The sequence below is a fragment of the Stagnihabitans lacustris genome, assembly GCF_025950525.1.
Taxonomy (GTDB): domain Bacteria; phylum Pseudomonadota; class Alphaproteobacteria; order Rhodobacterales; family Rhodobacteraceae; genus Stagnihabitans.
Map to the genome: position 1 here is coordinate 477,247 of NZ_JAPDGS010000002.1, position 26,959 is coordinate 504,205.

At 65.3% G+C, this 26,959-nt stretch carries 30 protein-coding genes; 17 read left to right on the forward strand and 13 right to left on the reverse strand.

From position 1 onward, the window contains the following. Nucleotides 1-77 precede the first annotated feature (77 nt). On the forward strand, nt 78-530 hold the full coding sequence (locus NX862_RS06950) for a PaaI family thioesterase (protein WP_264493157.1): 453 nt from the start codon (nt 78-80) through the stop codon (nt 528-530). Beyond that, nucleotides 531-1,004, forward strand: a complete 474-nt coding sequence (locus NX862_RS06955; RefSeq protein WP_264493158.1) for a PaaI family thioesterase — start codon at nt 531-533, stop codon at nt 1,002-1,004. It begins immediately after the preceding gene. Between the two features lie 75 nt (nt 1,005-1,079). Here NX862_RS06955 and NX862_RS06960 read toward each other — a convergent pair whose 3' ends face one another. From NX862_RS06960 to cobU, 9 genes are all read right to left on the reverse strand, one after another. After that, nucleotides 1,080-1,823 carry a TIGR02186 family protein gene (locus tag NX862_RS06960; RefSeq protein WP_264493159.1) on the reverse strand — a complete coding sequence of 248 codons (744 nt, stop codon included), beginning with the start codon at nt 1,821-1,823 and terminating at the stop codon, nt 1,080-1,082. An 8-nt stretch (nt 1,824-1,831) separates the two neighbouring features. Beyond that, nucleotides 1,832-2,737, reverse strand: coding sequence for a sulfite exporter TauE/SafE family protein (locus NX862_RS06965; protein WP_264493160.1), 906 nt, complete (start codon nt 2,735-2,737; stop codon nt 1,832-1,834). 110 nt (nt 2,738-2,847) lie between these two features. After that, entirely contained in the window at nt 2,848-3,645 is a 798-nt protein-coding gene (locus NX862_RS06970; protein ID WP_264493161.1) for a purine-nucleoside phosphorylase, read from the reverse strand. Further along, nucleotides 3,646-4,605 (reverse strand): ABC transporter permease, encoded by a 960-nt coding sequence (locus NX862_RS06975; RefSeq protein WP_264493162.1) that lies wholly within the window; start codon nt 4,603-4,605, stop codon nt 3,646-3,648. Further along, nucleotides 4,605-5,714 (reverse strand): ABC transporter permease, encoded by a 1,110-nt coding sequence (locus NX862_RS06980; RefSeq protein ID WP_264493163.1) that lies wholly within the window; start codon nt 5,712-5,714, stop codon nt 4,605-4,607. The genes NX862_RS06975 and NX862_RS06980 overlap by 1 nt, the downstream gene beginning before the upstream one ends. Further along, the gene (locus tag NX862_RS06985) at nt 5,711-7,264 is read right to left on the reverse strand and encodes an ABC transporter ATP-binding protein (protein WP_264493164.1); all 1,554 of its coding nucleotides are present in this window, start codon (nt 7,262-7,264) and stop codon (nt 5,711-5,713) included. Before NX862_RS06985 ends, NX862_RS06980 begins: the two co-directional genes overlap by 4 nt. After that, the gene (locus NX862_RS06990; RefSeq protein ID WP_264493165.1) at nt 7,264-8,259 is read right to left on the reverse strand and encodes a BMP family lipoprotein; all 996 of its coding nucleotides are present in this window, start codon (nt 8,257-8,259) and stop codon (nt 7,264-7,266) included. The genes NX862_RS06985 and NX862_RS06990 overlap by 1 nt, the downstream gene beginning before the upstream one ends. Nucleotides 8,260-8,450: 191 nt before the next feature. Then, nucleotides 8,451-9,308, reverse strand: coding sequence for a glutathione S-transferase (locus NX862_RS06995; RefSeq protein WP_264493166.1), 858 nt, complete (start codon nt 9,306-9,308; stop codon nt 8,451-8,453). A gap of 70 nt (nt 9,309-9,378) precedes the next feature. Then, the gene (gene cobU, locus NX862_RS07000) at nt 9,379-9,930 is read right to left on the reverse strand and encodes a bifunctional adenosylcobinamide kinase/adenosylcobinamide-phosphate guanylyltransferase (RefSeq protein WP_264493167.1); all 552 of its coding nucleotides are present in this window, start codon (nt 9,928-9,930) and stop codon (nt 9,379-9,381) included. Nucleotides 9,931-9,981: 51 nt separating this feature from the next. Here cobU and NX862_RS07005 point away from each other — a divergent pair, with 51 nt between their 5' ends. From NX862_RS07005 to NX862_RS07020, 4 genes are read left to right on the forward strand one after another with little or no spacing between them, the layout of a single operon-like run. Continuing rightward, nucleotides 9,982-10,845, forward strand: coding sequence for an RNA polymerase factor sigma-32 (locus tag NX862_RS07005; RefSeq protein ID WP_264493168.1), 864 nt, complete (start codon nt 9,982-9,984; stop codon nt 10,843-10,845). Nucleotides 10,846-10,884: 39 nt separating this feature from the next. Continuing rightward, nucleotides 10,885-12,066 (forward strand): bifunctional phosphopantothenoylcysteine decarboxylase/phosphopantothenate--cysteine ligase CoaBC, encoded by a 1,182-nt coding sequence (gene coaBC, locus NX862_RS07010; protein WP_264493169.1) that lies wholly within the window; start codon nt 10,885-10,887, stop codon nt 12,064-12,066. Then, on the forward strand, nt 12,059-12,523 hold the full coding sequence (dut, locus tag NX862_RS07015; protein WP_264493170.1) for a dUTP diphosphatase: 465 nt from the start codon (nt 12,059-12,061) through the stop codon (nt 12,521-12,523). The genes coaBC and dut overlap by 8 nt, the downstream gene beginning before the upstream one ends. A 10-nt stretch (nt 12,524-12,533) precedes the next feature. Beyond that, the gene (locus NX862_RS07020) at nt 12,534-13,631 is read left to right on the forward strand and encodes a HesA/MoeB/ThiF family protein (RefSeq protein ID WP_264493171.1); all 1,098 of its coding nucleotides are present in this window, start codon (nt 12,534-12,536) and stop codon (nt 13,629-13,631) included. Between the two features lie 345 nt (nt 13,632-13,976). Here NX862_RS07020 and NX862_RS07025 read toward each other — a convergent pair whose 3' ends face one another. Then, entirely contained in the window at nt 13,977-14,783 is an 807-nt protein-coding gene (locus tag NX862_RS07025) for a DODA-type extradiol aromatic ring-opening family dioxygenase (RefSeq protein WP_264493172.1), read from the reverse strand. Between the two features lie 287 nt (nt 14,784-15,070). Between NX862_RS07025 and NX862_RS07030 the strand changes: the two genes are divergently transcribed. From NX862_RS07030 to NX862_RS07040, 3 genes are all read left to right on the forward strand, one after another. Further along, entirely contained in the window at nt 15,071-15,856 is a 786-nt protein-coding gene (locus NX862_RS07030; protein WP_264493173.1) for a transporter substrate-binding domain-containing protein, read from the forward strand. Next, complete coding sequence (locus tag NX862_RS07035) at nt 15,857-16,648, forward strand: amino acid ABC transporter permease (RefSeq protein WP_264493174.1); 792 nt, start codon at nt 15,857-15,859, stop codon at nt 16,646-16,648. It begins immediately after the preceding gene. Nucleotides 16,649-16,713: 65 nt separating this feature from the next. Further along, nucleotides 16,714-18,714 (forward strand): M3 family metallopeptidase, encoded by a 2,001-nt coding sequence (locus tag NX862_RS07040; protein ID WP_264493175.1) that lies wholly within the window; start codon nt 16,714-16,716, stop codon nt 18,712-18,714. 15 nt (nt 18,715-18,729) lie between these two features. Here NX862_RS07040 and NX862_RS07045 read toward each other — a convergent pair whose 3' ends face one another. Continuing rightward, nucleotides 18,730-19,428, reverse strand: coding sequence for a rhomboid family intramembrane serine protease (locus NX862_RS07045; RefSeq protein WP_264493176.1), 699 nt, complete (start codon nt 19,426-19,428; stop codon nt 18,730-18,732). A gap of 74 nt (nt 19,429-19,502) precedes the next feature. Between NX862_RS07045 and trpS the strand changes: the two genes are divergently transcribed. The 8 genes from trpS to NX862_RS07085 all read left to right on the forward strand — a co-directional run bounded on the left by trpS (nt 19,503) and on the right by NX862_RS07085 (nt 25,132). Next, nucleotides 19,503-20,543, forward strand: coding sequence for a tryptophan--tRNA ligase (gene trpS, locus NX862_RS07050; protein ID WP_264493177.1), 1,041 nt, complete (start codon nt 19,503-19,505; stop codon nt 20,541-20,543). Between the two features lie 221 nt (nt 20,544-20,764). Next, nucleotides 20,765-21,220, forward strand: a complete 456-nt coding sequence (locus NX862_RS07055) for a universal stress protein (RefSeq protein ID WP_264493178.1) — start codon at nt 20,765-20,767, stop codon at nt 21,218-21,220. After that, on the forward strand, nt 21,217-21,675 hold the full coding sequence (locus tag NX862_RS07060; RefSeq protein WP_264493179.1) for a DUF2867 domain-containing protein: 459 nt from the start codon (nt 21,217-21,219) through the stop codon (nt 21,673-21,675). The genes NX862_RS07055 and NX862_RS07060 overlap by 4 nt, the downstream gene beginning before the upstream one ends. Before the next feature lie 94 nt (nt 21,676-21,769). Next, on the forward strand, nt 21,770-21,898 hold the full coding sequence (locus NX862_RS07065; protein ID WP_264493180.1) for a hypothetical protein: 129 nt from the start codon (nt 21,770-21,772) through the stop codon (nt 21,896-21,898). A gap of 73 nt (nt 21,899-21,971) precedes the next feature. Next, nucleotides 21,972-22,529: a NifU family protein gene (locus NX862_RS07070; protein ID WP_264493181.1), complete on the forward strand. Its 558-nt coding sequence runs from the start codon at nt 21,972-21,974 to the stop codon at nt 22,527-22,529. Then, the gene (gene tsaB, locus NX862_RS07075) at nt 22,519-23,127 is read left to right on the forward strand and encodes a tRNA (adenosine(37)-N6)-threonylcarbamoyltransferase complex dimerization subunit type 1 TsaB (RefSeq protein WP_264493182.1); all 609 of its coding nucleotides are present in this window, start codon (nt 22,519-22,521) and stop codon (nt 23,125-23,127) included. The genes NX862_RS07070 and tsaB overlap by 11 nt, the downstream gene beginning before the upstream one ends. Beyond that, the gene (locus NX862_RS07080; protein ID WP_264493183.1) at nt 23,124-23,531 is read left to right on the forward strand and encodes a GNAT family N-acetyltransferase; all 408 of its coding nucleotides are present in this window, start codon (nt 23,124-23,126) and stop codon (nt 23,529-23,531) included. The genes tsaB and NX862_RS07080 overlap by 4 nt, the downstream gene beginning before the upstream one ends. Nucleotides 23,532-23,626: 95 nt before the next feature. Continuing rightward, nucleotides 23,627-25,132, forward strand: coding sequence for a YifB family Mg chelatase-like AAA ATPase (locus NX862_RS07085; RefSeq protein WP_264493184.1), 1,506 nt, complete (start codon nt 23,627-23,629; stop codon nt 25,130-25,132). Here the strand turns inward: NX862_RS07085 and NX862_RS07090 are convergent. Both NX862_RS07090 and gshB read right to left on the reverse strand, forming a co-directional pair. After that, nucleotides 25,105-25,977, reverse strand: coding sequence for an alpha/beta hydrolase fold domain-containing protein (locus NX862_RS07090; RefSeq protein WP_264493185.1), 873 nt, complete (start codon nt 25,975-25,977; stop codon nt 25,105-25,107). The genes NX862_RS07085 and NX862_RS07090 overlap by 28 nt on opposite strands. Then, the gene (gene gshB / locus NX862_RS07095; RefSeq protein ID WP_264493186.1) at nt 25,974-26,921 is read right to left on the reverse strand and encodes a glutathione synthase; all 948 of its coding nucleotides are present in this window, start codon (nt 26,919-26,921) and stop codon (nt 25,974-25,976) included. Before gshB ends, NX862_RS07090 begins: the two co-directional genes overlap by 4 nt. Between the last annotated feature and the right edge of the window lie 38 nt (nt 26,922-26,959).

Below are 26,959 nucleotides of genomic sequence, written 5' to 3' on the forward strand. Positions count from 1 at the left end.
GAGCTTACCTTAACGTCAACGTCAGCCCCATGCAAATCCCTCTTGCAGGCGGCTTCCCTTGCGCCAAGATACCGCCCATGACCGATGATCCCATCCCTGATGACCCCCGCCCAGAAGACCCGCGCCTGGCTTTGGCCCAAAGCTTCATCCACGCGCTGCCCCATTCCAAGGCGCTGGGGATGCAGCTGACCGATTTGGGCGAGGGCGTGGCCACGATCACCATGCCCTATGACCCCCGCCTGATCGGAGACCCCGCAACCGGCGTGATCCATGGCGGCGCAATCTCGGCCCTGATGGATACCGCCTCGGGCGCTTCGGTCATGTCGCATCCCTCGGCGCCAAGGTCGACCGCGACGCTGGACCTGCGCATCGACTACATGCGCCCCGCGACGCCGGGGCAACAGATCACCGCGCGGGCCGAATGTCACCATGTCACGCGGTCGGTGGCCTTTATCCGTGTGACGGCGCATGACGCCGACCCCACTCGCCCGGTCGCCATGGGCACCGGCACTTTCACGCTGGAGCGGTAGATGCGCCTCCCCCCCGAGCCCGTCGAAGTCGTCAAATCCCGCCGCGAGGCCGCCCTTGCCCGTCTCGTGGCCTCCGTCCCCTATATCGGATTTCTGGGCGCGAGGTTCGACCGGCGCGGCGACGAACTGACCGCCCATCTGCCGTTTCAACCCATGCTGATCGGCAACCCGATGCTGCCCGCCCTGCATGGTGGCGCCACGGCCGCTTTTCTGGAAATCACCGCGATCATCGAACTGTCGTGGTCGAACCTCTGGGAAGACATCGAATCCGGCACCATGTCCGAGATCATCGCTCTGCCGAAAACCGTGACCTTCACCGTGGATTACCTGCGGTCTGGCCTGCCACGCGACGCCTATGCCCGCGCCCGCGTGAACCGCTCGGGCCGCCGTTTCGCCTCCGTCCATGTCGAGGCCTGGCAGGACAACCGCCTGAAACCCTTCGCCGCCGCCACGGCTCATTTCCTGATGCCCTGAGGCACCGCGGTCTTTCATACTGACCTAAATATCTCCGGGGGTTGGGGGGCAGCGCCCCCCTACAACCTCAGCCCCCTACAATCTCAGCCGCCGGAACAGCTCTGACGCGCCCCAGCCCGCCAGCATGGCGATGACCAAAGACAAAAGCCCATAGATCAGCGGCTGCTGCATCGCGAGGTTATAAAGCCACCGCTCCAGCCCGGCCTTGCGAACGTCGATGACGTTCTCTTGCAGGTCCACCACCTTGCCGCCGCGGGTCAGGAATATCCGCACCCGGTAATCGCCCTCGACCAGGTTGGCGGGCAAGGTCACATCGGTGCGAAACAGCGATTGGCGCAGCAGCAGGACCGCGTTTTGCGCCAGGCGATATTGCCCCGTCCCCTCGCGGATGCGCTGCAGCGCCTCGACATAGGTGTCCTCGTCCTCTTTCCCCGCAATCGCCCGGATCGTCGAGGGGATCGAGACATGGTGCTTGGCGTCCTCTTCGGGGCTGAGGATCGCCTCCAGCTCCCCGGTCGTGGCCACGGCGTAAAACGACGGCGCCGAGGCGATTTCGACCGCGCCACGGTTCAGCCAAATGCCGGCCACCCGCTGTTTCTTGCGGATCACCAGCGGCGTCGCGGGGCCTTCAACCGTCACGATGACCTGCAACAGCGGCCAATCCGGCGGCGGCGCCTCGCGCATGGCCGCGCCATAGATCAGGATCGCCGTGCCGTTGAAATCCGTGGTGATCGAGATATCCGAGGTCGAAACCCCCGAGACGATCTCTTCGGCGCGCAGGGGCAGCGCCAGCGCCAAAAGAAGCAACAGTCCCCTCATCACTCCCGTCATCGTAACGTCACCGAGTAAAGCTCTGCGGGCGTCAGTATCAGGTCAAAGCCGATCTTGACCGCGACCATCAGCACCAGAAGCGACAAGAGGACGCGCAGCTGTTCGGCCTTCAGCCGGACGCCGACCTTGGTACCGATCTGCGCCCCGATCACGCCGCCCAGGATCAGCAAAAGCGCCAGCATCATGTCCACCGTGTGATGGGTGACGGCATGGACCAGCGTCGTATAGGCGGTCACAAAAGTGATCTGGAACAGCGAGGTGCCGACCACGACCTTGGTGGGCATCCCCAGCACATAGATCATCAGGGGCACCATGATGAAGCCGCCCCCGACCCCCATGATGGCCGACAAAAAGCCCACGACAAAGCCCGCCATCAAGGGTGGCAGCACCGAGATATACAGGCCCGAAGCGCGGAACTTCACCTTGAAGGGCAGGTCATGGACGATGGAATGAACCCTTCCGCGCCGCACCTTGGGGGCGCCAACGCGGCGCAGGGCGCGCAGGCTCTCTGTCAGCATCATGGCGCCGATCAGGCCCAGGAACAGGACATAGGACAGCTGGACAAAGACATCGGTTTGCCCGGCGCGGCCCATCAGGTCAAAGACCCAGCCGCCGAAGGTCGATCCGACAAGCCCCCCCACCGTCAACACCGTGCCCATCTTCATGTCGACCGCGCGACGCTTGAACTGCGCCAGGACACCCGAAATCGACGAGGCCACGACCTGATTTGCCCCGGTGGCCACAGCCACCCCGGGCGGCACCCCGATCAGCATCAGCAGCGGCGTGATCAGGAACCCGCCCCCCACGCCGAACATGCCCGACAAAAACCCCACGAACCCCCCGATCCCCAAAAGGAGGAAGGCATTGACCGATACCTCGGCAATCGGAAGGTAAAGCTGCATCGGAGGGCCTCGTTAGACCCAAGCGATGCGCGGCTTTCCCCGGCCTGTCAAAGAAGAAATCGCCCCATGCCGGGCCTTTCCCGCCAAATGCCCGCCAAGGGGCAAATCGGTCACAGGTCCTTATATTCCCTCAGGAAATCACGAATAATCCGGTCGAGTTTCGCCGCCCCCAAAGGCGCCATGGCCTTGGTGTGTTCGTGGGAGATATTCTCGGACGACATGCCCGCCGCCATGTTGGTGATCGACGAAATCGCAGCCACCCGCAGGCCCAGAAAACGGGCCAGGATCACTTCGGGCACCGTGGACATGCCGACCGCATCGCCGCCCAGGATCTTGATGGCGCGGATCTCGGCGGGGGTCTCGAAGCTGGGGCCCGAATACCAGGCATAGACGCCCTCGGCCAGGTCGATGCCCTGACGCGCCGCAGCCGCCCGCAGCCCCGCCCGAAGCCCCGCGTCATGCGCCGTGGTCATTGGCACGAACCGGGCGTCGGTCGGCTCGCCGATCAGGGGGTTGAGCCCGCTAAAGTTGATGTGATCGGACAAAAGCATCAGATCGCCGGGCCGGGTGGTGGGAACCAGGCTTCCCGCCGCATTGGTGGCAATCAGCGCCCGCGCGCCAAGGCCTTGCAGCGTCTGCAACGCCACCCGCATCGCGGCGGGGTTGCCCTTTTCGTAATAGTGTTCCCGCGCGCCAAAGACGGCGACGCGGACGCCCTCCAGCAGGCCCACATGCAGGTTCGGATTGTGGCCCGAAACGGCGGCATGGGGAAAGCCCGGCAGGTCGGCATAGGGGATCGCCACGCCGTCAACCGCATGGGCCAGATGGCCAAGGCCCGACCCCAGGATCAGGCCCAAAGCCACGGGTTCATCGCCCGCGCGGGCGCGGATCACATCCAAAGCGGTCATTTAGCGCTCCTTCACATAGGGCTCGCCGCCCGCACGCGGCGGGATGGCCTTGCCGACAAAGCCCGCCAGAATGATGACGGTCAGGATGAAGGGCAGGGCGTTGGTGAACTGCCCCGGGATGACAACGGGTATCCCGATGCCGTTCAGGTCGATGTTCTGGAATCGGATGGAAATCGCGTCCAGAAAGCCGAACAGCAGGCAGGCGCCAAGCGCGGGCACCGGCTTCCATTTGGCAAAGATCAGGGCGGCCAATGCGATATAACCGCGCCCCGCCGTCATTTCGCGCTGAAAGGACGTGTTCAGCCCCATCGACATATAGACCCCCGCCAGCCCGCACAGAACCGCCGTGATCCCCACCGCCGCATAGCGCAGCTGCGCGACCGAGACGCCTGCGGTATCGACCGCCGCCGGGTTCTCGCCCACGGCCCGCAGGCGCAGGCCGAACCTTGTGCGATACAGCAGCCACCAGGTAAACGGCACCGCCGCAAGCGCCACATAGACCAGCGTGCCATGGCCCAAGAACAGCTCCAGCAGCGGGCTGTCCTCGATGCCGAACAGGTCCAGCAAAGGCGTCTGCGCCAAGCGACCCTCGGACAGGGCCGGGGTCTGGCCGCCCTGGCCGAACCAGCTTGCGCCCAAAACGATGGTCAGGCCGCTGGCAAAGAAGTTGATCGCGACGCCCGAAATCAGCTGATTGCCGCGGAAGGTGATCGAGGCAAGCCCGTGGATTGCCGACAGGATCAGCGCCGCGCCGATCCCGGCCAACACGCCTGCAGCGGCGCTTCCGGTGACGGCGGCGGCTGCGGCACCGGCAAAGGCCGCGGCCAGCATCTTGCCCTCCAGCCCCATGTCGATGACGCCCGCGCGTTCGGAATACAGCCCCGCCAGGCAGGCGAAGAGCAAAGGCGTCGACATGCGGATCGTCGATTCCAGGATTTGCAGAATGGCTGTCAGGTCCATCAGCGGCCCCCTCTTGCGAACAGCTTTTCAAGCGGGCGCTGCACCATATAGGGCAGGGCGCCGGTGAACAGGATCACCAGGGCTTGCAGCACGGTGATCACCTCACGCGGGATCTTCAGCTGCTCGCCCGTCACCGGGTCCGAGGCCATGGCCAGTTGCGCGCCGCCCTGAAACAGAAAGCCGAACAGCAACGAGGCCAGCACGATGCCAAAGGGGTGGTTGCGCCCCATCAGCGCCACCGCGATGCCGATAAAGCCCGCGCCCTCGACCGAGTTCATCACCAGCCGGTGCGCCCCGCCCTGCACCGCATTGACCGCCATCAGCCCCGAAATGCCGCCCGACAGAAGCAGCGCGTAAAGCGTGATCCGCACCGGGCTGATGCCGGCATAAACCGCGGCCTTTTCCTGCTTGCCAAAGGCGCGGATCGCATAGCCCAGCCGCGTGTGCCACAAGAGCGCCCAGGTCGCCACGGCCAGGGCAAGGGCCACAAACAGCATGATATTCGCAGGCGGCGCCTTGGAAAACGGGATGCCCATGACGCCAAAGATATCGGCCAGCTTTGGCAGGTTGAAGGCCTTGTCGAAGCGCGCCGTCGCCGGGTCCATCGCGCCTTCGGGGCGCAGGACATTGACCAGCAGGTATGAGATCAGCGCATAGGCGATGAAGTTGAACATCATCGTGGTGATGACGATATGGCTGCCGCGTTTCGCCTGCAGCCAGGCCGGGATCAGCGCCCAAAGCGCCCCGAACAGGGCCGACAGCGTGATCGACCCCAACAGCGCCAGCGACCAATGCGGCCAGGGGATGAACAGGCAAGCCACCGCGACCCCCAGGCCGCCAAGGGTCGCCTGACCCTCTCCGCCGATGTTGAACAAGCTGGCGTGAAAGGCAATCGACACGCCAAGCCCGGTCAGCAGGAAGTTGGTCGCGTAAAACAGCGTATAGCCCCAGCCCGACTGCGTCCCCAAGGACCCCTGGATCATCGAGGTCAGCGCCACCCAGGGGTTCTGCCCGATGGCGGCAATCAACAGCCCGCAAAAGACAAAGGCGATCAACAGGCAGATCAGTGGCACCAGCACGACATCGGCCCAACGGGGAAGTTTGGTCACGCTGTTGTCTCCGTCATGCCGGCCATCAAGAGGCCAAGTTCCCGCTCGTCGGTCTGTGGCGGGCGCTCGCCCATGATCTGACCGTCGAACATCACAAGGACGCGGTCGGACAGCGACCGGATCTCATCCAGCTCGACCGAGACCAGAAGCACGGCCTTGCCCGCATCGCGCAAAGCCACGATTTCCTTGTGGATAAACTCGATGGCGCCGATATCGACGCCGCGGGTCGGTTGGCCGATCAGCAACAGGTCGGGGTTGCGCTCGATCTCGCGGGCGACCACGATCTTTTGCTGATTGCCGCCCGAGAAGTTCTTGGCCGCCAAGGTGGGGATCGGAGGCCGCACGTCAAAGCGCGCCATCTTGGCCTCGGTATCGGCCCGCAAGGCGCCGTTGTTCATGAACAGCCCGCTTTGGTATTTCGGGTCGTTCTGATAGCCGAAGCCCACATTCTCCCAGGCCGCGAAGTCCATGATCAGGCCCAGGACCTGCCGATCCTCGGGGACATGGGCGATCCCGGCCTCGCGGCGGCTTTGGCCGTTCAGGCCTTTCAGCGGCAGGTCCACGCCGTTCATGACGATGCGGCCCGTGGCCTCGGCGATGCCGCCCAGGGCCTCCAGCAGTTCGGATTGGCCATTGCCCGCGACACCGGCGATGCCGACGATTTCCCCGGCGCGGATAGAGAAGGACACACCCTTCAGCCGTTCGACCCCTTCGGTCATCACGCGCAGGTTTTCGACGCGCAGAACCTCGCGGCCGGGGTTGGCCGGGTCTTTGTCCACCTGCAACAGGACCTTGCGGCCCACCATCAGCTCGGCCAGCTCTTCGGGGTTGGTCTCGGCGGTCTTCACCGTGCCGACCATCGTGCCGCGCCGCATCACGCTGACATTGTCGGTCGTCTCCATGATCTCGCGCAGCTTGTGGGTGATCAGGATGACGGTTTTCCCCTGATCGCGCAGGCCGCGCAGGATGCGGAACAGGTGGTCGGCTTCTTCGGGCGTCAGAACCCCGGTGGGCTCGTCCAGGATCAGGATATCGGCCTGACGATACAGGGCCTTCAGGATCTCGACCCGCTGTTGATGACCGACGGACAGATCCTCGACGACGGCGTCGGGGTTCACATCAAGGTCATATTCGCGCGACAGATCGGCCAAGGCCCTGCGCGCCCGCGCCAGCGAGGTGCCAAGCCAGGGCCCGTCTTCGGCGCCCAGAATGATATTCTCCAGCACCGTGAAATTCTGCACCAGCTTGAAATGCTGGAAAACCATGCCGATGCCGGCGCGGATCGCGCTTTGGCTGTCGGGGATGGCGGTTTCGACGCCGCCCACAAGGATTGTCCCGGCATCAGCTTTGTAGAAACCGTAAAGGATCGACATCAGGGTGGATTTCCCCGCGCCGTTCTCTCCGATGATGCCGTGGATCGTGCCCTTGGGCACGGCGATGTTGATGTCGCGGTTGGCCTGCACCGGGCCAAAGGCCTTGGAGATGCCCCGCAACTCGATAGCAAAGGGGGCGGCAGTTGCCTGCCGCCCCAAATTGGCCTGTGAAGGCATCAGAACTGAGCCGCCGGGCAGGTGTTGTCCGACATGTAGTCATGCACCTTGACTTCGCCCGAGATGATCGCGGCCTTGGCAGCCTCGACCTTGGCCTTCATGTCGTCGGTGACGAGGGGCGCGTTGTTGTCGTCCATCGCATAGTCAACGCCACCCGCGGCGAGGTCCATGACATTGATCCCGGCCTTGAGGTCGGCGCCTTCCTTGAAGGCCTCATAAACGGCATTGTCGACGCGCTTCAGCATCGAGGTCAGGACCGAACCGGGGTGGATGTAGTTCTGGTTGCTGTCCACGCCGATCGACAGGATCTTCAGGTCAGCGGCGGCCTGCAGCACGCCCACGCCGGTCGCACCCGCGGCGGCATAGATCACGTCAGCGCCTTGGGACTGCTGCGACTTGGCGATTTCGGCGCCCTTGACCGGGTTGTTCCAGGCGGACCCGTCGGTGCCGGTCATGTTCAGCACGACCTTGGCTTCGGGGTTGGCGGCCATCACGCCTTGGGCATAGCCACAGCCGAACTTGCGGATCAGCGGGATGTCCATGCCGCCGATGAAGCCAACGGTGCCGGTCTTGGACGCCAGGCCAGCCATCATGCCAACCAGATACGAGCCCTGCTCTTCGGTGAAGACCACCGATTTCACGTTGGGCTGATCGACGACCATGTCGATGATCGCGAATTTGGTGTCCGGATAGTCCGGAGCGACCGCACCCAGCGTGTCGCCAAAGGCAAAGCCGGTCATGACGATCGGATTGGCGCCCGATTCGGCCAGCTGACGAAGCGCCTGCTCACGCTGGGCCTCGTTCTGCATTTCCAGCTCTTTGAACGTGCCGCCGGTCTCGGTGGCCCATTTGGTCGCGCCATTGAAGGCGGCCTCGTTGAACGATTTGTCGTTCTTGCCGCCCACGTCATAAATGATCGCCGGTTCGGCCAAAGCCGCCACGGTGCCAAGCGCCAAAAGCGCGGAGGCGCCCAAAAGCGATTTCATCAGGGTCATATCTGTCTCCCGTTGTCAAAAGCGATGCCCTGTCCGCCAGACTCAGGTCCGGTTCGCGGGCGTTCACCGCTGATTAAGGGTGCAGCACAGGGCTATCGTCAACGGGAAAAACGGCGGGGTGGTTTGCTTTTTGATCATATGATCAAGGCGCGGGCATTCTCCCGCCGTTTTACGCGGCGTCACATCGGGCCTCAGACCAGCGCCATGAAGGCAGGCCAGGCTTGCGGGTCGGCCACGGTCTTGTCCCGGCAAAAGGCGTTGCAAAACCCAAAGCGGCGGCCGTCCAGCTCTAGCACATGGGTGATGGGCTTGCCGGAATAGGGGCAGGCGGTGTTCTCGGACTGGGTGCCGGGGACCGCCTTGGCCGCAAGCGGCTTGGGGCCGGGCCAGGGCCGCGTCGGATAATCGCGCGCGTAAAACGGCTGATCGGCGCCATCGACCAGCCCCATGGCCCGCCATTTGCGGAAGGACGGATGGGCCAGGTGCTGATCGACATAGGCCATGGCCGCAGCCGAAACCGGCAGGTTATAGGTCGCAATCCGCGTGGCCACCGGGGCAAAGAAGGCATCGGCGGCGGAATAGGCCCCCGCCAGCCATGCGCCCCCGGTCTGCTCTCGCGCCCAGGCCCAAAGGCTGTCCAGCCGCTCCAGGTCTTTCAGCACGGCGTCGGGCGGGGCGCAGTCGGTATAGCTGACCCGCAGGTTCATCGGGCAATGGTTGCGCAAGGCGCCGAAGCCCGCGTGCATCTCGGCTGCCAGAACCCGCGCCACGCCGCGCTGATGGGGGTCGGCGGGCCAGATCCCGGCGTCAGGGTGGCGGGTCGCCAGTTCCTCGGCGATGGCGATGGTCTCGGGGATGACCCAGCCTTCGGGCGTCCGCATGGTCGGCGCGGTCCGAGAGGGGGCGAAGTCCTTCAGCACATTGGCCAATTCGTCGGTATAAAGCCGGGCCGACAGGGTGCGCACCGGAATCCCGAAAGCGTCGAACAACAGCCAGCCGCGCAAGGACCAGGACGAATAGCCGCGGTCGCCGATCACCAGATCATACATGGGGGTCTCCTTTTGGTCAGGCTAGCCCTGCCGCGCCGCATAAGGAAACGCCCATTTGTGGCGGCTGCCATCAGAATTCGTGATGAAACCCCGGCGGCGTCTTCAGGATCATCGGCAAGCCCGCCATGACTCCCACCACAAGCCCCGAAACCGCGGCAAGCTGCTGATTAAGCCTCCCCTGATGATCCCGAAACGCCCGCGCCAGCTTGTTGTCCGGCACGATGCCCCAGCCGACCTCGTTCGACACGACCACAACCGGCGCCGGGCAAGCCAGGCACGCCGCAATCAGCGCCGCGCTTTCGCCCGGGATGTCGCCCTCGGCCAAAAGCACATTGGTCAACCACAGCGTCGCGCAATCCAGCAGCACAACGGCCCCCGACGGCACCAAGGCCAGCACGGCCGCCACATCGCGCGGCGCCTCATGCGTCACCCAATCCGGGCCGCGTTGCCTATGGTGCAGGGCGATCCGCGCCCGCATCTCGTCATCCCAGGCCTCGGCCGTGGCGATGTAGTGGCGCGGCCGCCCGGTGGCCGAAACCAGCCTCTCGGCCAGCCCCGATTTGCCCGAGCGCGCCCCGCCCAGAACCAGCGACAATTTTGGAAGTTCGTGTGATCCGGTCATGAACATGGTGCGTATCACTGGAAAGACAAGACAGCAAACCTGGAGGTCGTGATGGCTTTGGACCAATTCGCCGACCCGAGGCTGGCCTTGCGGGCCCGCCGCGCCGAACTTCTGACCGCCGAGAGCGAGGCCACCTTGGCCCGCGCCTGGCGTGACCACAAGGACCGCCACGCGCTGGACCGGTTGATCACGGCCTATATGCGGCTGGCGATTTCCATGGCGATGAAGTTCCGCCGCTATGGCGCGGGGATGGGCGATCTGACGCAGGAAGCGGCCCTGGGCCTGATGAAGGCGGCCGAGAAATTCGACCCCGACCGCGGGGTCAGGTTCTCCACATATGCGATGTTCTGGATCAAGGCGCAGCTGCAAGACTATGTGATGCGCAACTGGTCCCTGGTGCGCACCGGCTCGACCACCTCGCAAAAGTCGCTGTTCTTCAACATGCGCCGGGTCGAGGCGCGTTTGTCGCGGGAGGCCACAGCCCGCGGCGAAAGCCTGCAGGGCGAGGCGCTGTCACAGGCCGTGGCCGACGAGTTGGGCGTTCCCCTGCATGATGTGTTGATGATGGACGGGCGTCTGTCGGGCTCGGATGCCTCGTTGAACGCGACGCAGTCTTCTGACGAGGATGGCCGCGAATGGATCGACGTGCTGGAGGACGACCAGGACCCGGGCTTTGCCGGCGACCACGACCGCGCGGTCCTGCGCCGCGCCTTGTCCGAGGCCTTGGCGACGCTGTCCCCGCGCGAAAGGCTGATCGTGCGCGAACGCCAGCTGGCCGACGAGCCCCGCACGCTGGAAAGTCTGGGCGCCGAACTTAGCCTGTCCAAAGAGCGCATCCGTCAGCTGGAGGCCGCCGCCTTCACCAAGCTGCGCCGCCAGCTGGAGGCACAGGGCATGGGCGACCTGTTGCGCTAAGGCCTTTTGCGGCCTAGCTTGGCCGCAAAAGGGGACGCCATGAAACGGGTTTTGCTGATCATCGGCGGCGGGATCGCTGCTTACAAAAGCCTGTTGCTGATCAGGCTGTTAAAGGGCGCGGGTCTGGCTGTGACGCCGGTTCTGACCCGGGCGGGGTCCGAATTCGTGACGGCGCTGTCGGTCGGCGCCTTGGCGGGCGAAAAGGTCCACGAGGCGCTGTTTGACCTGACCGCCGAGGCCGAGATGGGCCATATCGAACTTTCGCGCAGCGCCGACCTGATCGTGGTGGCGCCCGGCACCGCCGACCTGATGGCCAAGATGGCCACGGGGCGCGCCGACGATCTGGCCTCGACGCTGTTGTTGGCCACCGACACGCCGGTTCTGGTGGCGCCCGCGATGAATGTGCGGATGTGGCAGCACCCCGCGACCCAGCGCAACCTGGCGGCGCTGATGGCCGACGGCGTTCGCTTCGTGGGCCCGGACGAGGGCGAGATGGCCTGCGGCGAATATGGCCCGGGCCGCATGGCAGAGCCCGCCGCGATCTTTGCCGCGATCCAGGGGATGTTTCAGGGGCCGTTGAGCGGCCGTCATGTCCTTGTGACCTCGGGTCCGACGCATGAACCCATCGACCCCGTCCGCTATATCGCCAACCGCAGCTCTGGCGCCCAGGGGACGGCGATTGCGGTGGCCCTGCGCGATCTGGGGGCGCGGGTGACGTTTGTGACCGGGCCCGCCGCCGTGCCGCCTCCGCCCGGGGTGACGGTGGTGCGGGTGGAAACCGCGGCGCAGATGCTGGCGGCGGTGCAAGGCGCGCTGCCCTGTGATGCGGCGGTGATGGCGGCGGCGGTGGCCGATTGGCGGGTGGAAAACGCCGGGGCGCAAAAGATCAAGAAACAGGCGGGCGCGGCTCCCAGCCTGAGCTTTGCCGAGAACCCGGATATCCTGGCCACGGTGTCAAAAGGCCCGCAGCGCCCGGCGCTTGTCGTGGGCTTTGCCGCCGAAACCGAGGACGTGGTGGCCCATGCCCGCGCCAAACGCCTGCGCAAGGGCTGCGACTGGATCGTGGCGAATGACGTCTCGCCGGGCACCGGGATCATGGGGGGGGCGGAAAACGCCGTGACGCTGATCACGGGTGCGGGCGAAGAGACCTGGGCGCGCGCCCCCAAGGACGAGGTGGCGCGGCGTCTGGCCGTGCGGATTGCGGAGAGTCTGAATGGTTGAAATCGCGGTGATCTGGGAGGACTGGGCCGACCGCGCCCTTCCCCTGCCCAGCTATGAGACCCTGGGGGCCGCGGGCGCCGACCTGCGCGCCAACCTCCCCCCCGAGGCCCGGGCGGACGGCATCACCCTGCCGCCGATGGGCCGCGCGATCCTGCCCACCGGGATCAGGCTGGCCATCCCCCAAGGGTATGAGATGCAGATCCGCCCGCGCTCTGGCCTGGCGGTCAAGTCCGGGGTGACGGTGGTCAATGCGCCGGGCACGATCGACAGCGATTACCGCGGGCCCCTGGGCGTGGCCTTGGTCAACCTGTCCGGCGACGATTACACGATCCGCCACGGCGACCGGATCGCGCAGGCCGTGGTGGCGCCGGTGGTCCAGGCGGGCTACCGGGTCGTGACGGCGCTGGATGACACCGCGCGCGGGACGGGCGGTTTCGGCTCGACGGGCCGCGGATGAGGGGGCGGACGTGACAGTGGTCCTGGGCTTTCTGGCCGGGCTTTGGGTGCTGGGCTGGGTGTTTGACGTGGCGCCGGCCAAGCGGCTGATCCCGATGGGCCTGGTCTGGGGCGCCGTGGGGCTGGTCCTGGCGCTGGCGCCGGGGTCGGTGCTGGCGCTGCGGCTGGGTGGCTGGCGGACCTGGGCCGCGCTTGGCGTCGTGGCGGGGGTCGTGCTGGCCTATCGGGCGACGCTGCGCCACCTGCGCCGCCGGGCAAAAACCTCTGGCCGGGTCCCTGCCGAATGGGGGGGCAACGTGGCCGCCACGCCACCCCTCGCCGCGATCCCCCTTGCGGACGGGGCAGACCCCAAGCCCCGCTCCTTCACACCCGGCGAACTCAGCCGCTATGCCCGCCATATCCTGCTGCGCGAAATCGGCGGCCCGGGGCAACGTGCGCTAAAGGACGCGCGGGTCCTGGTGGTCGGCGCTGGGGGCTTGGGCTCTCCGGCGCTGATGTATCTGGCGGCTTCGGGCGTGGGGACCATCGGGGTGATCGACGCCGACCGCGTCGACGACAGCAATCTTCAGCGCCAGATCATCCACCAGACCGCAACCATCGGCCAGGCCAAGGTGGCCTCTGCCGCAGCCGCCATGACCGCCCTGAACCCCCATATCCGCGTCATCCCGCATGACACCCGCCTGGACGAGACCACCGCCGCCCTGATCGCGGACTACGACCTGATCCTGGACGGCTGCGACAATTTCGACACCCGCTATCTGGTCAACCGCCTGTGCCACCAGGCCCGCAAACCCCTGATTTCGGCCGCCATCACGCAATGGGAGGGGCAAATCTCGCTCTTCCACACCGCCGAAGGCACGCCCTGCTACCAATGCTGCTTTCCCGAACGCCCCGCTCCCGGCATGGTGCCCACCTGCGCCGAAGCCGGCGTCGCCGCCCCCCTGCCGGGCATCCTGGGGTCGATGATGGCGATGGAGGCGGTCAAACACCTGACCGGCGCCGGCGAAACGCTGAAGAACCGCCTCTTCCTCTACGACGCGCTTTACACCGAGGCCCGCAGCTTCGAAATCACCCGCCGCCCGGATTGCCCGGTCTGCAGCAAGGACTAGGGCGCCCGCGTCGCTGTCAAAGCGGCGGCCTTTGCCGACAAGGTCACAAGGCCAAACCCGCGCCTCTTCCCCTTTCATACTGACAAAAATATTCCACGGGAGGGTCCGGGAGGGTGTGAAACCCTCCCGGGGCTTGCCACAAGAGATCGGGGAGGGCGTGAAACCCTCCCGGGGCTTGCCACAAGAGATCGGGGAGGGCGTGAAACCCTCCCGGGGCTTGCCCCAAGAGATCGGGGAGGGTGTGAAACCCTCCCGGGGCTTGCCACAAGAGATCGGGGAGGGCGTGAAACCCTCCCGGTGCTGTCGCAAAAGACCGTCGCGGGCGTGAAGCCCGACGCTTTCCGCCTAACCGAACCGATAGCTTGAGGCCGTGACGCCGCCAAACAGGTCGGTGTCATGATAGACCCGCACTGCCTCTTCTGCCTCTGCCGCGCCCAAAGCGGTGAACAGCGGCACGAAATGGTCCTCGCTTGCATGGCAGGTCCGGGCATAGGGCGCGGTTTCCCAGTCCATCAGCGCCTGGGTCCGTTCGGACGCGGGCAGGGCCATGGTCTGATCCAGCCAGGCGTCAAAGGCCGCCGAGGGCACCTTTGCCCCCGGCCCGAAAAGCCGCAGGTTGTGATAGGACAGGCCCGAGCCAACGATCAGGACCCCCTCGTCGCGCAAAGGCGCCAGGGCCCGACCCAGCGCGAAATGGCGGCCCGGATCATAGTCATGCATCATCGACACCTGATAGACCGGCACATCGGCCTCAGGATAGATCACCACCGCCGGCGCAAAGGTGCCGTGGTCGAAGCCGCGTTTCGCATCCAGCCGGACCGGCAGGCCCGCCGCCGCGATCAGGTCGGCCGTCCGGGCGGCGATCTCGGGCGCACCGGGGGCGGGATAGCTGATCTGATAGGTCTCGGGCGGGAAGCCGGAATAGTCATAGACCATCCCCGGGCGGGCCGAGGTCATGACGGCGAAGGCCTCCTCTTCCCAATGGCCCGAAAACATCAGAATGGCCTTGGGCCTTTCCGGCAGTTCCGACGCCATCCGGGCGAGCGACACTTCCAGGTTCTTCAACATGGCGCGCATATTGGGCAGCCAGGGCCAAGGGCCGCCGCCATGGCTGATGAAATAGGTGGGCATACGGGGTTTCGAAACAGGCATCGGGGCACCTCCTTGGGCCAAAGATGCGCCCGGGCGACGCCTGGCGCAATGTGCAGAACGGCAGGGCCAGGGTGCATGCTTGCACCGAGCGGGAAAGGCGGCGAGCGGGGGGGTGATGAGCGGGCAGGGCGGCCAACGTGAAAGCCGCCAACGTGAAAGACTCCGCGGCGGAAAGACGACCAGACCAGGCGTCTTTTGCGCCCCTCCCCCTTGCGGTCGGGCCTCATTCAGGGTTTGATCCCCCATCGCTGCGTGCCATCTTTTGCAGAAGAACAGGGAGACTGCACATGAAATTCGCCTCGACCCTTGCCGGGATCGCCCTTGGCCTCTTTTCGACCACCGCCTTTGCCCAGGCCTTGCCTGATCTGGCGGGTCGGGAAATCACCATCGTCACCGAAAACGCCTATCCGCCGCTGCAATTCGTCGACAAGGACGGGCAGGCGGTGGGCTGGGAATATGACGCCGTCGCGGAAATCGCCAAGCGGCTGAACCTGAAGGTGACTTACGCCAATATCTCGTGGGATGCGATGATCCCGGCGGTGTCGGAAGGCCAGTTCGACATGGGCATGACCGGCATCACCATCACCGACGAGCGCAAGGAAAAGATCGACTTCTCTGAGCCCTATATGCGGTCGGAAAGCATCATGCTGGCGCGGGGCGACGAAAGCCGCTTTGCCGATGCGGCCTCATTTGCCGCCAATGCCGACCTGCTGATCGGCGCGCAGCCCGGGACCACGCCCTTCTATACCGCCGTCTATTCGGTGCTGGATGGCAACGAACAAAACCCCCGCATCAAGCTGATGGAGACCTTTGGCGCCACGGTCGAGGCGCTGAAGACCGGCGATGTCGACACGGTTCTGACCGACATGACGGCGGGCAAGGGCTATGTCGATGCGTCGAACGGTGGGCTGAAGCTGGTGGGCGAACCCCTGGGCACCGAGGATTTCGGCTTCATCTTCCCCAAGGGCTCTGACCTTGCGGCGCCGATGAATGCGGCCATCGCGGCCCTGAAGGCGGATGGCACGCTGGATGCGCTGAACAAGAAGTGGTTCCTTGATTACAAGATGAACTGAGTGTCCGCAGAAGTTCCGAACAAGGACTTCCCCTGGTGGCTGGTGGTGCTGGGCGCCACCGGCCTTTGGGCGGTCTATGAGGTCTGGGCCAGCCCCGCCTATTCCGAGGTCATGGCGGGTCTGGTCAAGGGCATCTGGGTGACGATCGGCGTCACTTTGGTGGCCTATGTGCTGGCCTGCCTGATGGGTCTTGGGCTGGCCATGGCGGGGCTGTCACGGTTTCGCGTCTTGCGTCAGGCGGCGCGGCTGTGGATCGAGGTCATCCGCGGCGTGCCGATCATGGTCTTGCTGCTGTATGTGGCCTTTGTCGTGGCGCCGGGCATGGTCTGGGCCTGGAATCAGGTGGCAGCCTTTGTGGGCTTTGACCCGATCCGGCCGCGCGATTTTCCTTTGCTCGCGCGGGCCGTGATGGCCCTGACGCTGGCCTATTCCGCCTTTTTGGCCGAGATCTTTCGCGCCGGCCTGCAATCGGTCGACAAGGGCCAGTCCGAGGCCGCGATGTCGCTGGGGCTGAACGGCTGGCAAAGGTTCCGCCATGTCGTCTTTCCCCAGGCCTTTCGCGTGATCCTGCCGCCCTTGGGGAATGACTTTGTGGCCATGGTGAAGGATTCGTCTTTGGTCAGCATCCTGGGCGTGGCCGATATCACCCAGATCGGCAAGGTCATGGCCGCCGGCAATTTCCGCTATTTCGAGACCTATAACATGGTCGCGATGATCTATCTTGTGATGACGATTTCCCTGTCCCTGCTCTTGCGGCGGTTCGAGCGTGGGATGAAAGTGGTCGAGAAATAGGCTGACCGCTGGGGGCGCTGCCCCCAGACCCCCGGAGTATTTGGGCCAGTATGAAAGAGGCAAAGATGAACGCGCTGCTGACCGAATGGACGAGTGACTTTGGCCTGCCGCCCTATGGCGGGTTCTCGGATGAGGACTTCGGCCCGGCCTTTGCGGCGGCGCTGGATCAGGCGCGGGCGGCGGTGACGGCGATTGCCGAGGACACGCGCGCCCCCAGCTTTGAGACCGTCATCGAGGCGCTGGAGATGTCGGAAGAGAGCCTTAGCCGGGTGTGCGGGGTGTTTTACAACCTGGTCGGCGCGGATTCCAATGACGCGCGTGAGGCTTTGCAGTCCGTGATGGCGCCGAAGCTGTCGGATTATTCCTCCTGGGTGTCGAACAACAAGGCGCTGTTTGCCAAGATCGAGGCGGTCTGGCAGGGGCGCGGGGCTTTGACGGGCGAACGCCTGCGGGTGCTGGAGCTGTATCGCCGGATGTTCGTGCGGTCGGGGGCCTTGTTGGAGGGCGATCAGGCCGCGCGGCTGACCGAGGTCAAGGCGCGGCTGGCGGTTCTGGGGACAAGGTTCAGCCAGAATGTGCTGGCCGACGAACGCGCCTGGAAGTTGGAGCTGACCGAGGCCGACCTGGACGGCCTGCCGGATTTCGTCGTGGCGACGGCGCGGGCTGCGGGCGGCAATGGTGCGCCCTGTGTCACGCTGAACCGGTCGCTGATCGTGCCCTTCCTGCAGTTCTCGCCGCGTCGTGACCTGCGGGCGACGGCCTATGCCGCCTGGGTGGCGCGCGGCGCGAATGGGGGCGAGACCGACAACCGTGCCCTTGCCGCCGAGACTCTGGCGCTGCGCCACGAACGGGCGGCGCTGCTGGGCTATGCCAGCTTTGCCGATTACAAGCTGGAGCCCGAGATGGCCAAGACGCCCTCTGCGGTGCGCGACCTGCTTGCGCGGGTCTGGGCGCCCGCGCGGGTCAAGGCGCTGGCCGATGCCGCCGTGCTGGAGGCGATGCTTCACGCCGACGGCATCGCAGGTCCGCTGGAGCCCTGGGACTGGCGCTATTATTCGGAACAGCGGCGCCGCGCGGAACATGACCTGGATGAGGCGGCCTTGAAGCCCTATCTGGGGTTGGAGGCGATGCTGGCGGCCATGTTCGGCTGTGCCACCAAGCTGTTCGGGCTGGAGTTCCGCCCGCTGTCGGTGCCTTTGTATCACCCAGATTGCCGGGCCTGGGAGGTGACGCGCAAAGGCGCCCATGTCGCGGTCTTTATCGGGGACTACTTTGCGCGGGGCTCCAAACGCTCGGGCGCCTGGTGTTCGGACATCCGTCCGCAGCGCAAGTTGGGCGGGGATCAGCGGCCCATCGTGGTGAACGTCTGCAACTTTGCCAAGGGCGAGCCCTGCCTTCTGTCCTATGACGATGCCCGCACCCTGTTCCACGAATTCGGCCATGCTTTGCATCAGATGCTGTCGGATGTGACCTATGGCTTCATCAGCGGGACGAATGTGGCGCGGGATTTCGTCGAACTGCCCTCGCAGCTTTATGAACATTGGTTGGAAGTGCCTGAAGTGTTGCAGGAATATGCCCGCCACTGGCAGACCGGCGAACCGATGCCCGCCGATATGCTGCAGCGGCTTTTGGCGGCGGGGACCTATGATCAGGCCTTTGCCACGGTGGAATTCGTGGCCAGCGCCATGGTCGACCTGGCCTTCCACGAGGCCGCGCCGCCCGCCGATATCATGGCGCGGCAGGATCAGATCCTGGCCGATATGGGGATGCCCCAGGCCATCCGGATGCGCCACGCCACGCCGCATTTCGCCCATGTGTTCAGCGGCGACGGCTATAGCTCGGGCTATTATAGCTATATGTGGTCCGAGGTCATGGACGCCGACGCCTTCGCGGCCTTCACCGAGGCCGGCAGCGCCTTTGACCCGGACACCGCCGCGCGGCTGGAGAAGTTCATCCTGTCGGCCGGAGGGTCCCAAGAGGCCGACGCCGCCTATGTCGCCTTCCGCGGCAAGATGCCGGGGGTCGAGCCCTTGTTGAAAGGGCGCGGGTTGTTGGAACCGGTGTGAGGGAGGCCCCGGGGCCTATCTTTGGCGGATGCGGGACAACAGCGCCTGCCATCCGCCTTTGACCACCACAAAGCTCAGCGCAAAGCCCACGGCAAAACCCGCGGCGTCGGCGACCCAGATCCAGCCCTCGGACTGGTCCAATCCGCCTGCGACCAGGGCCACGACGCCAAAGGCCACCCGCACGCCCAGCAAAAAGCCGATCAGCCGGAAGGCATGGGTCTGCGTCCCGGTCAGCCGCCCGCGCATCCATTGCACCCAGGTGAAGGCGCCGATCAGCCCGTAATTCGCAGGCCATCCCCCGGTCAGCGCGGCTTGCGTCCAGGGCACCGCGGTATAGGCCACGGCCCCCAGCGCGGCCGAGGCGAGGAAGATCACCGCCACCGCCCACCACCGAAAGACCTCGCCGGTGAACTTGGCCAAGGCCAGCAGGATCACCACGGAAAACAGCGCCCCCGTCAGGTCGCTGTTGACGAAGACATGGGTAAAGGGCCGCCACAGCCCATCGGCCGGAAACTGCCCCAGCACCAGCATTTGCCGCAGATACTCTGGCGAAAAGGCAAGCATCTGGATCGCCTCGGACCGCCAGCCGATGGCGCCGGGCCCGCCCACCAGCCCGTTTTCGCCCGCCGAAATCACGATCTCTAGTGCGATCATCGGCAGGGCCAGGACCCAGGCAATCGCGGGCAAAGGGTTAAGCGGCGTATTCTGATCCATCTGGGGCTTTCGTTTGACCTATTGCGTCCCCTTGGATAAGCCCTTGGACCTGAACTTTCCAGATGGAGCCTAAAATGACCGAGCCGGTCCAAACGCCTCAGTCCCGTTTCAAACCCCGGATCTTCTCGGGCATCCAGCCTTCGGGCGGGTTGACCCTTGGGAATTATCTCGGCGCGCTGAAGCGGTTCGTCGAAAAGCAGGATGAGGGGATCGAGACGATCTATTGCCTTGTCGACATGCACGCAATCACCGTCTGGCAAGACCCGGAAAAGCTGCGCCAGCAGACCCGTGAGGGGGCCGCGGCCTTTATCGCGGCGGGCATTGATCCGGCGCGGTCGATCCTGTTCAACCAAAGCCAAGTGACGGCCCATGCCGAATTGGGCTGGATTTTCAACTGCATCGCCCGGATGGGCTGGATGAGCCGGATGACCCAGTTCAAGGACAAGGCGGGCAAGAACAGCGAAAACGTGTCGCTGGGGCTGTTCGCCTATCCCTCGCTGATGGCCGCCGATATCCTGGCCTATCACGCGACCATGGTGCCGGTGGGCGACGACCAAAAGCAGCATCTGGAACTGGCCCGCGACATCGCGATCAAGTTCAACAACGACTACAAGGTGGATTTCTTCCCGGTGGTTGACCCCTTGATCGAGGGCGCGGCCACCCGTGTCATGAGCTTGCGGGATGGGACGAAAAAGATGTCGAAGTCCGATCCTTCGGACCAGTCGCGCATCAACCTGACCGATGATGCCGATGCGATTTCGGCCAAGATCCGCAAGGCCAAGACCGATGCCGAGCCCCTTCCCGACACGCTGGAGGGTCTGAAAGACCGCCCCGAGGCGCGCAACCTGGTCAATATCTATGCCGCTTTGGCCGATATGACCCCACAGGCGGTGGTGGCGGAATATGCCGGCGCCCAATTCGGCACCTTCAAGCCGCGTTTGGCCGAGCTTTCGGTGGCCAAGCTGGCGCCGATCACGACCGAGATGAACCGGCTGATGAAGGACCCCGCCGAGATCGACCGCATCCTGGGTGCGGGCGCCGACCGCGCCGACGCCATCGCGCGGCCGATCCTGAACCAGGTCAAGGACATCGTCGGCATGATCCGCTCACGGTGACTTATCCCCAGAAAAGGGCTGCGGCGTCACGGAATCGATTCAACGGGCGGGCAGGTTGAAGGCACCCTGACCCTTCCGCCGTCCCCTCGGCCGGGTCCTTGTCGGGCTCTCGCCCCCGGTCGCTTGGCCGGGGGTCTTTTTTGGCGCGGTATCTGGACCAAATTGAAAGCCGCTTGCCGCTTGGACGCCCATCGGCGATAACAGCCCCGAAGGAGAGTCCGATGCGGAAGTTCTTGGTTGTCCTTGACGACACGCGGGAATGTCTGAACGCCATGCGCTTTGCAGCCCTGCGTGCAGCGCATACCGGGGGCGGCGTGCAGATCCTGTCCATCATCCCGCCCGAAGAGTTCCAGCACTGGATGGGCGTCGCCGATCTGATGCGGGCCGAAGCGCGCGAGCGGATCGAGGCCCATTTCGAGGTCTTTGCCAAGTGGATGCGCGACAAGCAGGGGGTGAACCCCGAACTGGTCATCCGTGAGGGCGATCCGGTCGCCGAGATCCTGGCTCAGGTGCGTGAGGACCCGCAAGTCGGTGTCCTGGTGCTGGGCGCGAACCACGAAAAGCACGGGCCGGGGCCCCTGGTGACGGCCCTGACGCGGTCGGCGGGGACGCTGCCGGTGCCCATCACCATCGTGCCCGGCGACATGAGCAAGGAACGGCTGGAGAGCATCTCGTGACCGCGCTTTTGGTGGCGCCAAGGCAAAGGCTTGATTTCTTTCACGAAGGTGCGGTCGACTTGCCGCGGCCCCTGACGCCGGCTATGGCCTGGGGGCGGATCATGGCCGACCCCTTGCCCGGGATGCGCCTGGCCTTCCGGGTCCGCGATGCGATCTCGGCGCGGTTTGGTGTGGCGCGGATCGGTGGGTTTTCGGGGGCCACGATCGGGACGCCAAAGGTCGGCGACCACCTGGACTTCTTTTTGGTCGAGGCGGCGGAACCGGGTCGCCTGACCCTGACGGCGCGGGATCGCCACCTGGATGTGATGATCTGCGTGGAGGGCGGGGCGCGGCTGGTGATCACCGCTTCGGTCGTCACGCATAACCTTTTTGGCCGCGCTTATATGTGGGTCGTGGGTCCGGCTCATCGGCTGATCGTCCGCTCCATGCTGCGGCGGCTGGTGCGCGGCCTTTAGCCATGCGTTTTCTGCATGGCGGAGGGGCGGCCTTGGCGCTGGTGTTGCGGGGGGCAAAGGCGCATCAAACCGGGGGGGGAAGAAAGGGTCTGTCATGTCCAAGCTGCAATCCGCCCCCCGTCCCGAGGTTCCGGGCCTGTCCTATTACACGCCCCAACCGACCAAGCCCGCGCCGCAACCCCCGCTGACCGCGCTAGAGCAGATGTTCGGCTATTACGGCTGATCTGGAACCATTCCAATCTTGACTTCGGCCCCCATGGGGCGCATATCCGACAGGAACTGTCAGGAGATACCGGATGTTCATCCAGACCGAATCCACGCCGAACCCCGCCACGCTGAAATTCCTTCCGGGGATGGAGGTTCTGGCCATGGGCACCGCCGATTTCCCGAACGCCGAAGTCGCCGCGAAATCGCCCCTGGCCACCCGCATCTTTGCGGTGGCCGGTGTGACCGGGGTCTTCCTCGGCACCGATTTCGTCACCGTGACCAAGGCCGAGGGCGTCGAGTGGCAGCATGTCAAGCCCGCGATCCTGGGCGCCATCATGGAGCATTACCAGTCGGGCGCCGCGGTCATCGTCGGCGAACAGGCTGCGGCCCATGCCGTGCATGAAGGCCCGGATGGCGATATCGTCAAGCAAATTCAAGAGCTTCTGGACACCCGCGTCCGTCCGGCCGTGGCGCAGGATGGCGGCGACATCACCTTCCACGGCTTTGACCGCGGCGTGGTTTACCTGCATATGAAGGGCGCCTGCGCGGGCTGCCCCTCGTCGACCCTGACGCTGAAGATGGGGATCGAAAACCTGTTGCGCCACTATATCCCCGAAGTGACCGAGGTCCGCCCCGTTGCGGCCTGACATCACGCTGTCCTTCGACACATCGGCGGCGCATTGCGCCGCCGCTTTGCTTTTCCCCGGCGGCCAGGCCGAGGTGTTCGAGGACATGGCCACCGGCCAGGCCGAAAAGCTGCTTCCGATGGTCGAGGGGCTGTTGGCCGGGCAGGGCTTTGGCTGGGGCGACGTGACGCTTTTGGCGGTGGGCACTGGGCCGGGCAATTTCACCGGGGTGCGGATCGCGGTGGCCGCGGCGCGGGGGCTGGCGCTGGGACTGGGCGTGCCCTTGGTCGGCGTGACCTCTTTGCAGGCCCTGCGCCATGGGGTCTCGGGGGCCTTGGCTTGTCTGGATGCGCGGCGTGGTGCGGTTTATGTGCAGGCCGAGGGGCCGGCGGCTTTGGCGGAATGGGAAGAGCTTTCAGGCTTTTCCCCGGCCTTTACCGTGGGTTATCGGGCCGAAGAGCTTGCTGCCCGCTTTGGTGGTGTGGCGCTGCCGACCCCGCCGCTGGCACTGTCCATCGCCCGCGTGGCGGCGGCTGGGCAGGGCGGCAAGCCCGCGCCCTTCTACTTGCGCGGCGCCGACGCCGCCCCGCCCTCTGACCCGCCGCCGGTGATTCTGTGACGCCTGCCGCGATGGCGCGGCTTCATGCCGCTTGCTTTACCCTGCCGCCGCCCTGGTCCGAGGCCGAGTTCGCGGCCACCCTGGCCGGCCGCTTTGCCTTTGTGCTGACGCGGCCCGACGGCTTTCTTTTGGGTCAGGTCGTGGCGGGCGAGGCCGAGCTTTTGACCATCGCCGTCGACCCGCTTGCGCGTCGACAGGGGATTGGCCGCGACCTTGTGCAAGGATTCTTGATCGAAGCGCGGGCGCGGGGCGCCGAAACGGCATTTCTGGAGGTCTCCGAGGCCAATCCGGGCGCACAGGCGCTGTATGCGGCCTGTGGTTTCGCGCCGACCGGGCGGCGGCGGGGCTATTACCGCGGTCAGGGGCAGGTCGAGGATGCGATTTTGATGGGACGAGCGCTTTAAGCCCGAAATATTGCGACGAAATTTCTGGCCCAAGGGCGCGCGTTAACTTTTCCTAAACCATCCCAAGTGATCTGTTAACCATTCTGGAGGTCCCTATGGGTGCAGTTGCTTTCACCGTGGCATTTGAAGGCGTCGAAGCGCGCCTGGTCGAGGCGCAATGCGCCATCGCCTCTGGCATGGCGACCTTTGGCGTCGTGGGCCTTGCCGACAAAGCGGTCTCCGAGGCGCGCGAAAGGGTCCGCGCCGCCCTCACCGTCCTGTCGTTCGCCCTGCCCTCCAAGCGGATCACGGTCAATCTCTCGCCTGCGGATCTGCCGAAAGAGGGGTCGCATTTCGATCTTCCCATCGCCATGGCCGTGCTGGCCGCGCTGGAAATCGTGCCGGCCGATCAGGTTGAAGCCTTTGTCTTCATGGGGGAATTGTCCTTGGACGGCCGCATCCTGCCTGTCGCCGGCGCCCTGCCCGCGGCGGTGGCAGCCGCGGCCGAAGGCAAGGCGCTGATGGTGCCGCGGGCCTCCGCCGCCGAGGCCGCCTGGGTCGGCATGACCGAGGTTTACGGCGTCACCACCCTGTCCGAGATCGTAGCGCATTTCACCGGGCGTCAGACATTGACCCGGGCCGAGGCCGCAGAGATGGCCGAGACCACGCAATTTCCGGACCTGCGCGACGTCAAGGGGCAAGAGCGGGCGAAACGCGCGCTGGAGATTGCCGCCGCGGGCCGCCACCACATGCTGATGATCGGCCCTCCCGGTTCGGGAAAATCCATGCTGGCCAAGCGTTTGCCCGGTATCCTGCCGCCGCTGTCGGCCGAAGAGGCGCTGGAGACCTCGATGGTTCATTCCGTCGCGGGCCTTTTGACGGGCGGCATCACCCGGGCCCGCCCCTTTTGCGATCCGCATCACACGGCCAGCCAAGCCGCCATTGTCGGCGGCGGGCGGGGGGCGAAACCGGGGCAAATCAGCCTGGCCCACAACGGCGTCCTTTTCATGGACGAGCTGCCGGAATTCCCCCGCATGGTGCTGGACACTTTGCGCCAGCCGATGGAATCGGGCGAGGTTATGGTGGCCCGCGCCTCGGCTCATGTCCGCTATCCCTGCCGGTTCCTGCTGGTCGCCGCCGCCAATCCCTGCCGCTGTGGCCATATGGCGGATGCCGAAAAGGCCTGCTCCAAGGCGCCGATCTGCGGGCAGGATTACATGGGGCGGATTTCGGGCCCGCTGATGGACCGCTTCGATCTGCGCGTCGATGTGCCACCGGTGTCCTGGCAAGACCTTGATTTGCCTGCAGACGGAGAGCGGTCCGCCACCATCGCCGCCCGGGTTCAGGCCGCCCGCGAGATCCAGGCCGAACGCTATCACGGGCTGGATCTGCGGGTGAATTCCGAGGTCGAGGGCGAATTGCTGGATGAGATCGCCCGCCCCGATGCCGAGGGTCGGGCCCTGTTGCAACGCGTGGCAGAGCGTTTTGGCCTGACCGCGCGCGGCTATCACCGGGTCTTGCGGGTGGCGCGGACCATTGCCGATCTGGAGGCCGCGCCGGATGTGACGCGCGGCCATATCGCCGAGGCGGTCAGCTATCGGACGGTTCTGTCGGCCAAATGAGCGACAAACGCCGCCACTTCGCGCAGCGCCGCGCGGGCTTCGGGCAAATAACCGTCGAACATCTGCCAGACATGCGGGCAATCCGGCCATTCCGAAAGCCGCGCACCCAGCACTTTGGTCATCCGGCGGGCATCGTCGCGCAGAACCTCGGTCGTGCCGGTCTGGATCAGGACGGGGGGCGGATCGGGAAAGGCGGCGAACAGCGGCGAGATGCGGGGGTCCGTGGGCGCGAGGGTGCCGCGGACAAGCGTTGCGGCCTCTGCGACCCGATGCGCGGGCAAAAGCACGTCCGAATCGGCGTTCGTAAGCAGGCTTTCTCCGCCAAGGGTCAGATCGGTCCAGGGTGAAAAGGCAAAGAGCCCGGCCGGCGGGCGGCCCGTCTGGCAGAGGTGCGACATCAAGGCCAGCGCCAAGCCTCCCCCCGCGCTGTCACCGCCCAAGATGATGTTCTGCCACGGATAAATCCGCGAAAGCCGCTCATGCGCGGCAAGGGCAGCGTCAAAAGCGGCGGGCGCCGGATGTTCGGGAGCAAGCGGATAGCGCGGGGCAAAAACCGGTAGGCCGGTCAGCCGGGCCAGGCGCCCGGTGATGGTCAGGTGGGTCTCGGGGCTGCCGGTGATATAGGCGCCGCCGTGGAAATAAAGCACGGCATGGGTGTCATTGGTCAGGTGACAGGTGACGCGGGGCAGGGGGCCGTCCAGAAAACACAGATGCGCCGGGCGATGCAAAAAGCGCGCGGCGCTGGCGAAGCGGCGCCTCTCGACCCCGGGGTTGCGAGCACGGGCGACCGAGGGTCGCGCCGTCCAGCGCAGAAGCAGGTTCAAGAGGCGCAGCGACAGGCTCATCTGGCGGCGATCTTGGCCTCGATCACCTGCCAGATCCGCGCGGCGGTGTTGGTGCCGTCGAAACGCTCCAACTCCTGGATACCGGTCGGAGAGGTCACGTTGATCTCGGTCAGGTAGTCGCCGATGACGTCGATGCCGACAAAGACCTGACCCTTCTCGCGCAAGGTCGGACCGATGGCGGCGCAAATCTCCAGGTCGCGCGGCGTAAGGCCCACCTTCTCGGGGCGGCCGCCGGCGTGCATGTTGGACCGGGTTTCGCCGGCCTGGGGCACGCGGTTGATGGCGCCGACAGGCTCGCCGTCCACCAGGATTATGCGCTTGTCGCCATGGACCACGTCGGGAAGGAACTTCTGGACGATCAGCGGCTCGCGGCTCATCGACGTGAAAAGCTCATGTAGCGAAGACAGGTTGCGGTCGTTGGGGTCAAGCCGGAAGACCCCGGCCCCGCCGTTGCCGTAAAGCGGCTTGAGGATGACATCGCCATGCTTGGCCTTGAAAGCGCGGATGGTGGCAAGGTCACGGGCGATGGCGGTGGGCGGATGCAGGTCGGGGAATTGCAGGACCAGCAGCTTTTCAGGGCAGTTGCGCACCCAGAAAGGATCATTGACGACAAGCGTCTTGGGATGGATCAGATCCAGAAGATGTGTCGTGGTGATATAGCCCATGTCGAAGGGGGGGTCCTGGCGCAGCCAGACGACATCGCAGGTCGCAAGATCCACCTCGGTCTCGGGCCCATAGGTGACATGGTTGCCCTCTTCGCGGCGCAGGGTGATCGGAAACCCGCGCGCCACCACACGCCCCTCGACGAAGGCCAGCTTGTCAGGCGTATAAAAGAACAGGGAATGACCCCGATCCTGCGCCTCCAGCGCGATGCGGAAGGTGCTGTCCCCGTTGATATTGACCGACCCGATCGGGTCCATCTGCAAAGCGACGTTCAAGCCCATGGCGCTCTCCTTGATACAGAGCCCTTGATGACCCAGCG

Excerpts from the sequence above, each read along its gene's own strand:
- NX862_RS06970 (WP_264493161.1), bottom strand. The coding sequence starts at position 3,645 with ATGACCGCTTTGGATGTGATCCGCGCCCGCGCGGGCGATGAACCCGTG.
- NX862_RS07065 (WP_264493180.1), top strand. The coding sequence starts at position 21,770 with ATGTCCAAGCTGCAATCCGCCCCCCGTCCCGAGGTTCCGGGCCTGTCC.
- NX862_RS07045 (WP_264493176.1), bottom strand. The coding sequence starts at position 19,428 with ATGGATCAGAATACGCCGCTTAACCCTTTGCCCGCGATTGCCTGGGTC.
- NX862_RS06960 (WP_264493159.1), bottom strand. The coding sequence starts at position 1,823 with ATGAGGGGACTGTTGCTTCTTTTGGCGCTGGCGCTGCCCCTGCGCGCC.
- NX862_RS06990 (WP_264493165.1), bottom strand. The coding sequence starts at position 8,259 with ATGACCCTGATGAAATCGCTTTTGGGCGCCTCCGCGCTTTTGGCGCTT.
- NX862_RS07070 (WP_264493181.1), top strand. The coding sequence starts at position 21,972 with ATGTTCATCCAGACCGAATCCACGCCGAACCCCGCCACGCTGAAATTC.
- NX862_RS06950 (WP_264493157.1), top strand. The coding sequence starts at position 78 with ATGACCGATGATCCCATCCCTGATGACCCCCGCCCAGAAGACCCGCGC.
- NX862_RS06975 (WP_264493162.1), bottom strand. The coding sequence starts at position 4,605 with ATGGACCTGACAGCCATTCTGCAAATCCTGGAATCGACGATCCGCATG.
- NX862_RS07090 (WP_264493185.1), bottom strand. The coding sequence starts at position 25,977 with ATGAGCCTGTCGCTGCGCCTCTTGAACCTGCTTCTGCGCTGGACGGCG.
- NX862_RS06955 (WP_264493158.1), top strand. The coding sequence starts at position 531 with ATGCGCCTCCCCCCCGAGCCCGTCGAAGTCGTCAAATCCCGCCGCGAG.
- NX862_RS07085 (WP_264493184.1), top strand. The coding sequence starts at position 23,627 with ATGGGTGCAGTTGCTTTCACCGTGGCATTTGAAGGCGTCGAAGCGCGC.
- dut (WP_264493170.1), top strand. The coding sequence starts at position 12,059 with ATGGTTGAAATCGCGGTGATCTGGGAGGACTGGGCCGACCGCGCCCTT.
- gshB (WP_264493186.1), bottom strand. The coding sequence starts at position 26,921 with ATGGGCTTGAACGTCGCTTTGCAGATGGACCCGATCGGGTCGGTCAAT.
- NX862_RS07025 (WP_264493172.1), bottom strand. The coding sequence starts at position 14,783 with ATGCCTGTTTCGAAACCCCGTATGCCCACCTATTTCATCAGCCATGGC.
- NX862_RS07055 (WP_264493178.1), top strand. The coding sequence starts at position 20,765 with ATGCGGAAGTTCTTGGTTGTCCTTGACGACACGCGGGAATGTCTGAAC.
- NX862_RS07005 (WP_264493168.1), top strand. The coding sequence starts at position 9,982 with ATGGCTTTGGACCAATTCGCCGACCCGAGGCTGGCCTTGCGGGCCCGC.
- NX862_RS07030 (WP_264493173.1), top strand. The coding sequence starts at position 15,071 with ATGAAATTCGCCTCGACCCTTGCCGGGATCGCCCTTGGCCTCTTTTCG.
- NX862_RS06995 (WP_264493166.1), bottom strand. The coding sequence starts at position 9,308 with ATGTATGATCTGGTGATCGGCGACCGCGGCTATTCGTCCTGGTCCTTG.
- coaBC (WP_264493169.1), top strand. The coding sequence starts at position 10,885 with ATGAAACGGGTTTTGCTGATCATCGGCGGCGGGATCGCTGCTTACAAA.
- NX862_RS06965 (WP_264493160.1), bottom strand. The coding sequence starts at position 2,737 with ATGCAGCTTTACCTTCCGATTGCCGAGGTATCGGTCAATGCCTTCCTC.
- trpS (WP_264493177.1), top strand. The coding sequence starts at position 19,503 with ATGACCGAGCCGGTCCAAACGCCTCAGTCCCGTTTCAAACCCCGGATC.
- NX862_RS07040 (WP_264493175.1), top strand. The coding sequence starts at position 16,714 with ATGAACGCGCTGCTGACCGAATGGACGAGTGACTTTGGCCTGCCGCCC.
- NX862_RS06985 (WP_264493164.1), bottom strand. The coding sequence starts at position 7,264 with ATGCCTTCACAGGCCAATTTGGGGCGGCAGGCAACTGCCGCCCCCTTT.
- cobU (WP_264493167.1), bottom strand. The coding sequence starts at position 9,930 with ATGACCGGATCACACGAACTTCCAAAATTGTCGCTGGTTCTGGGCGGG.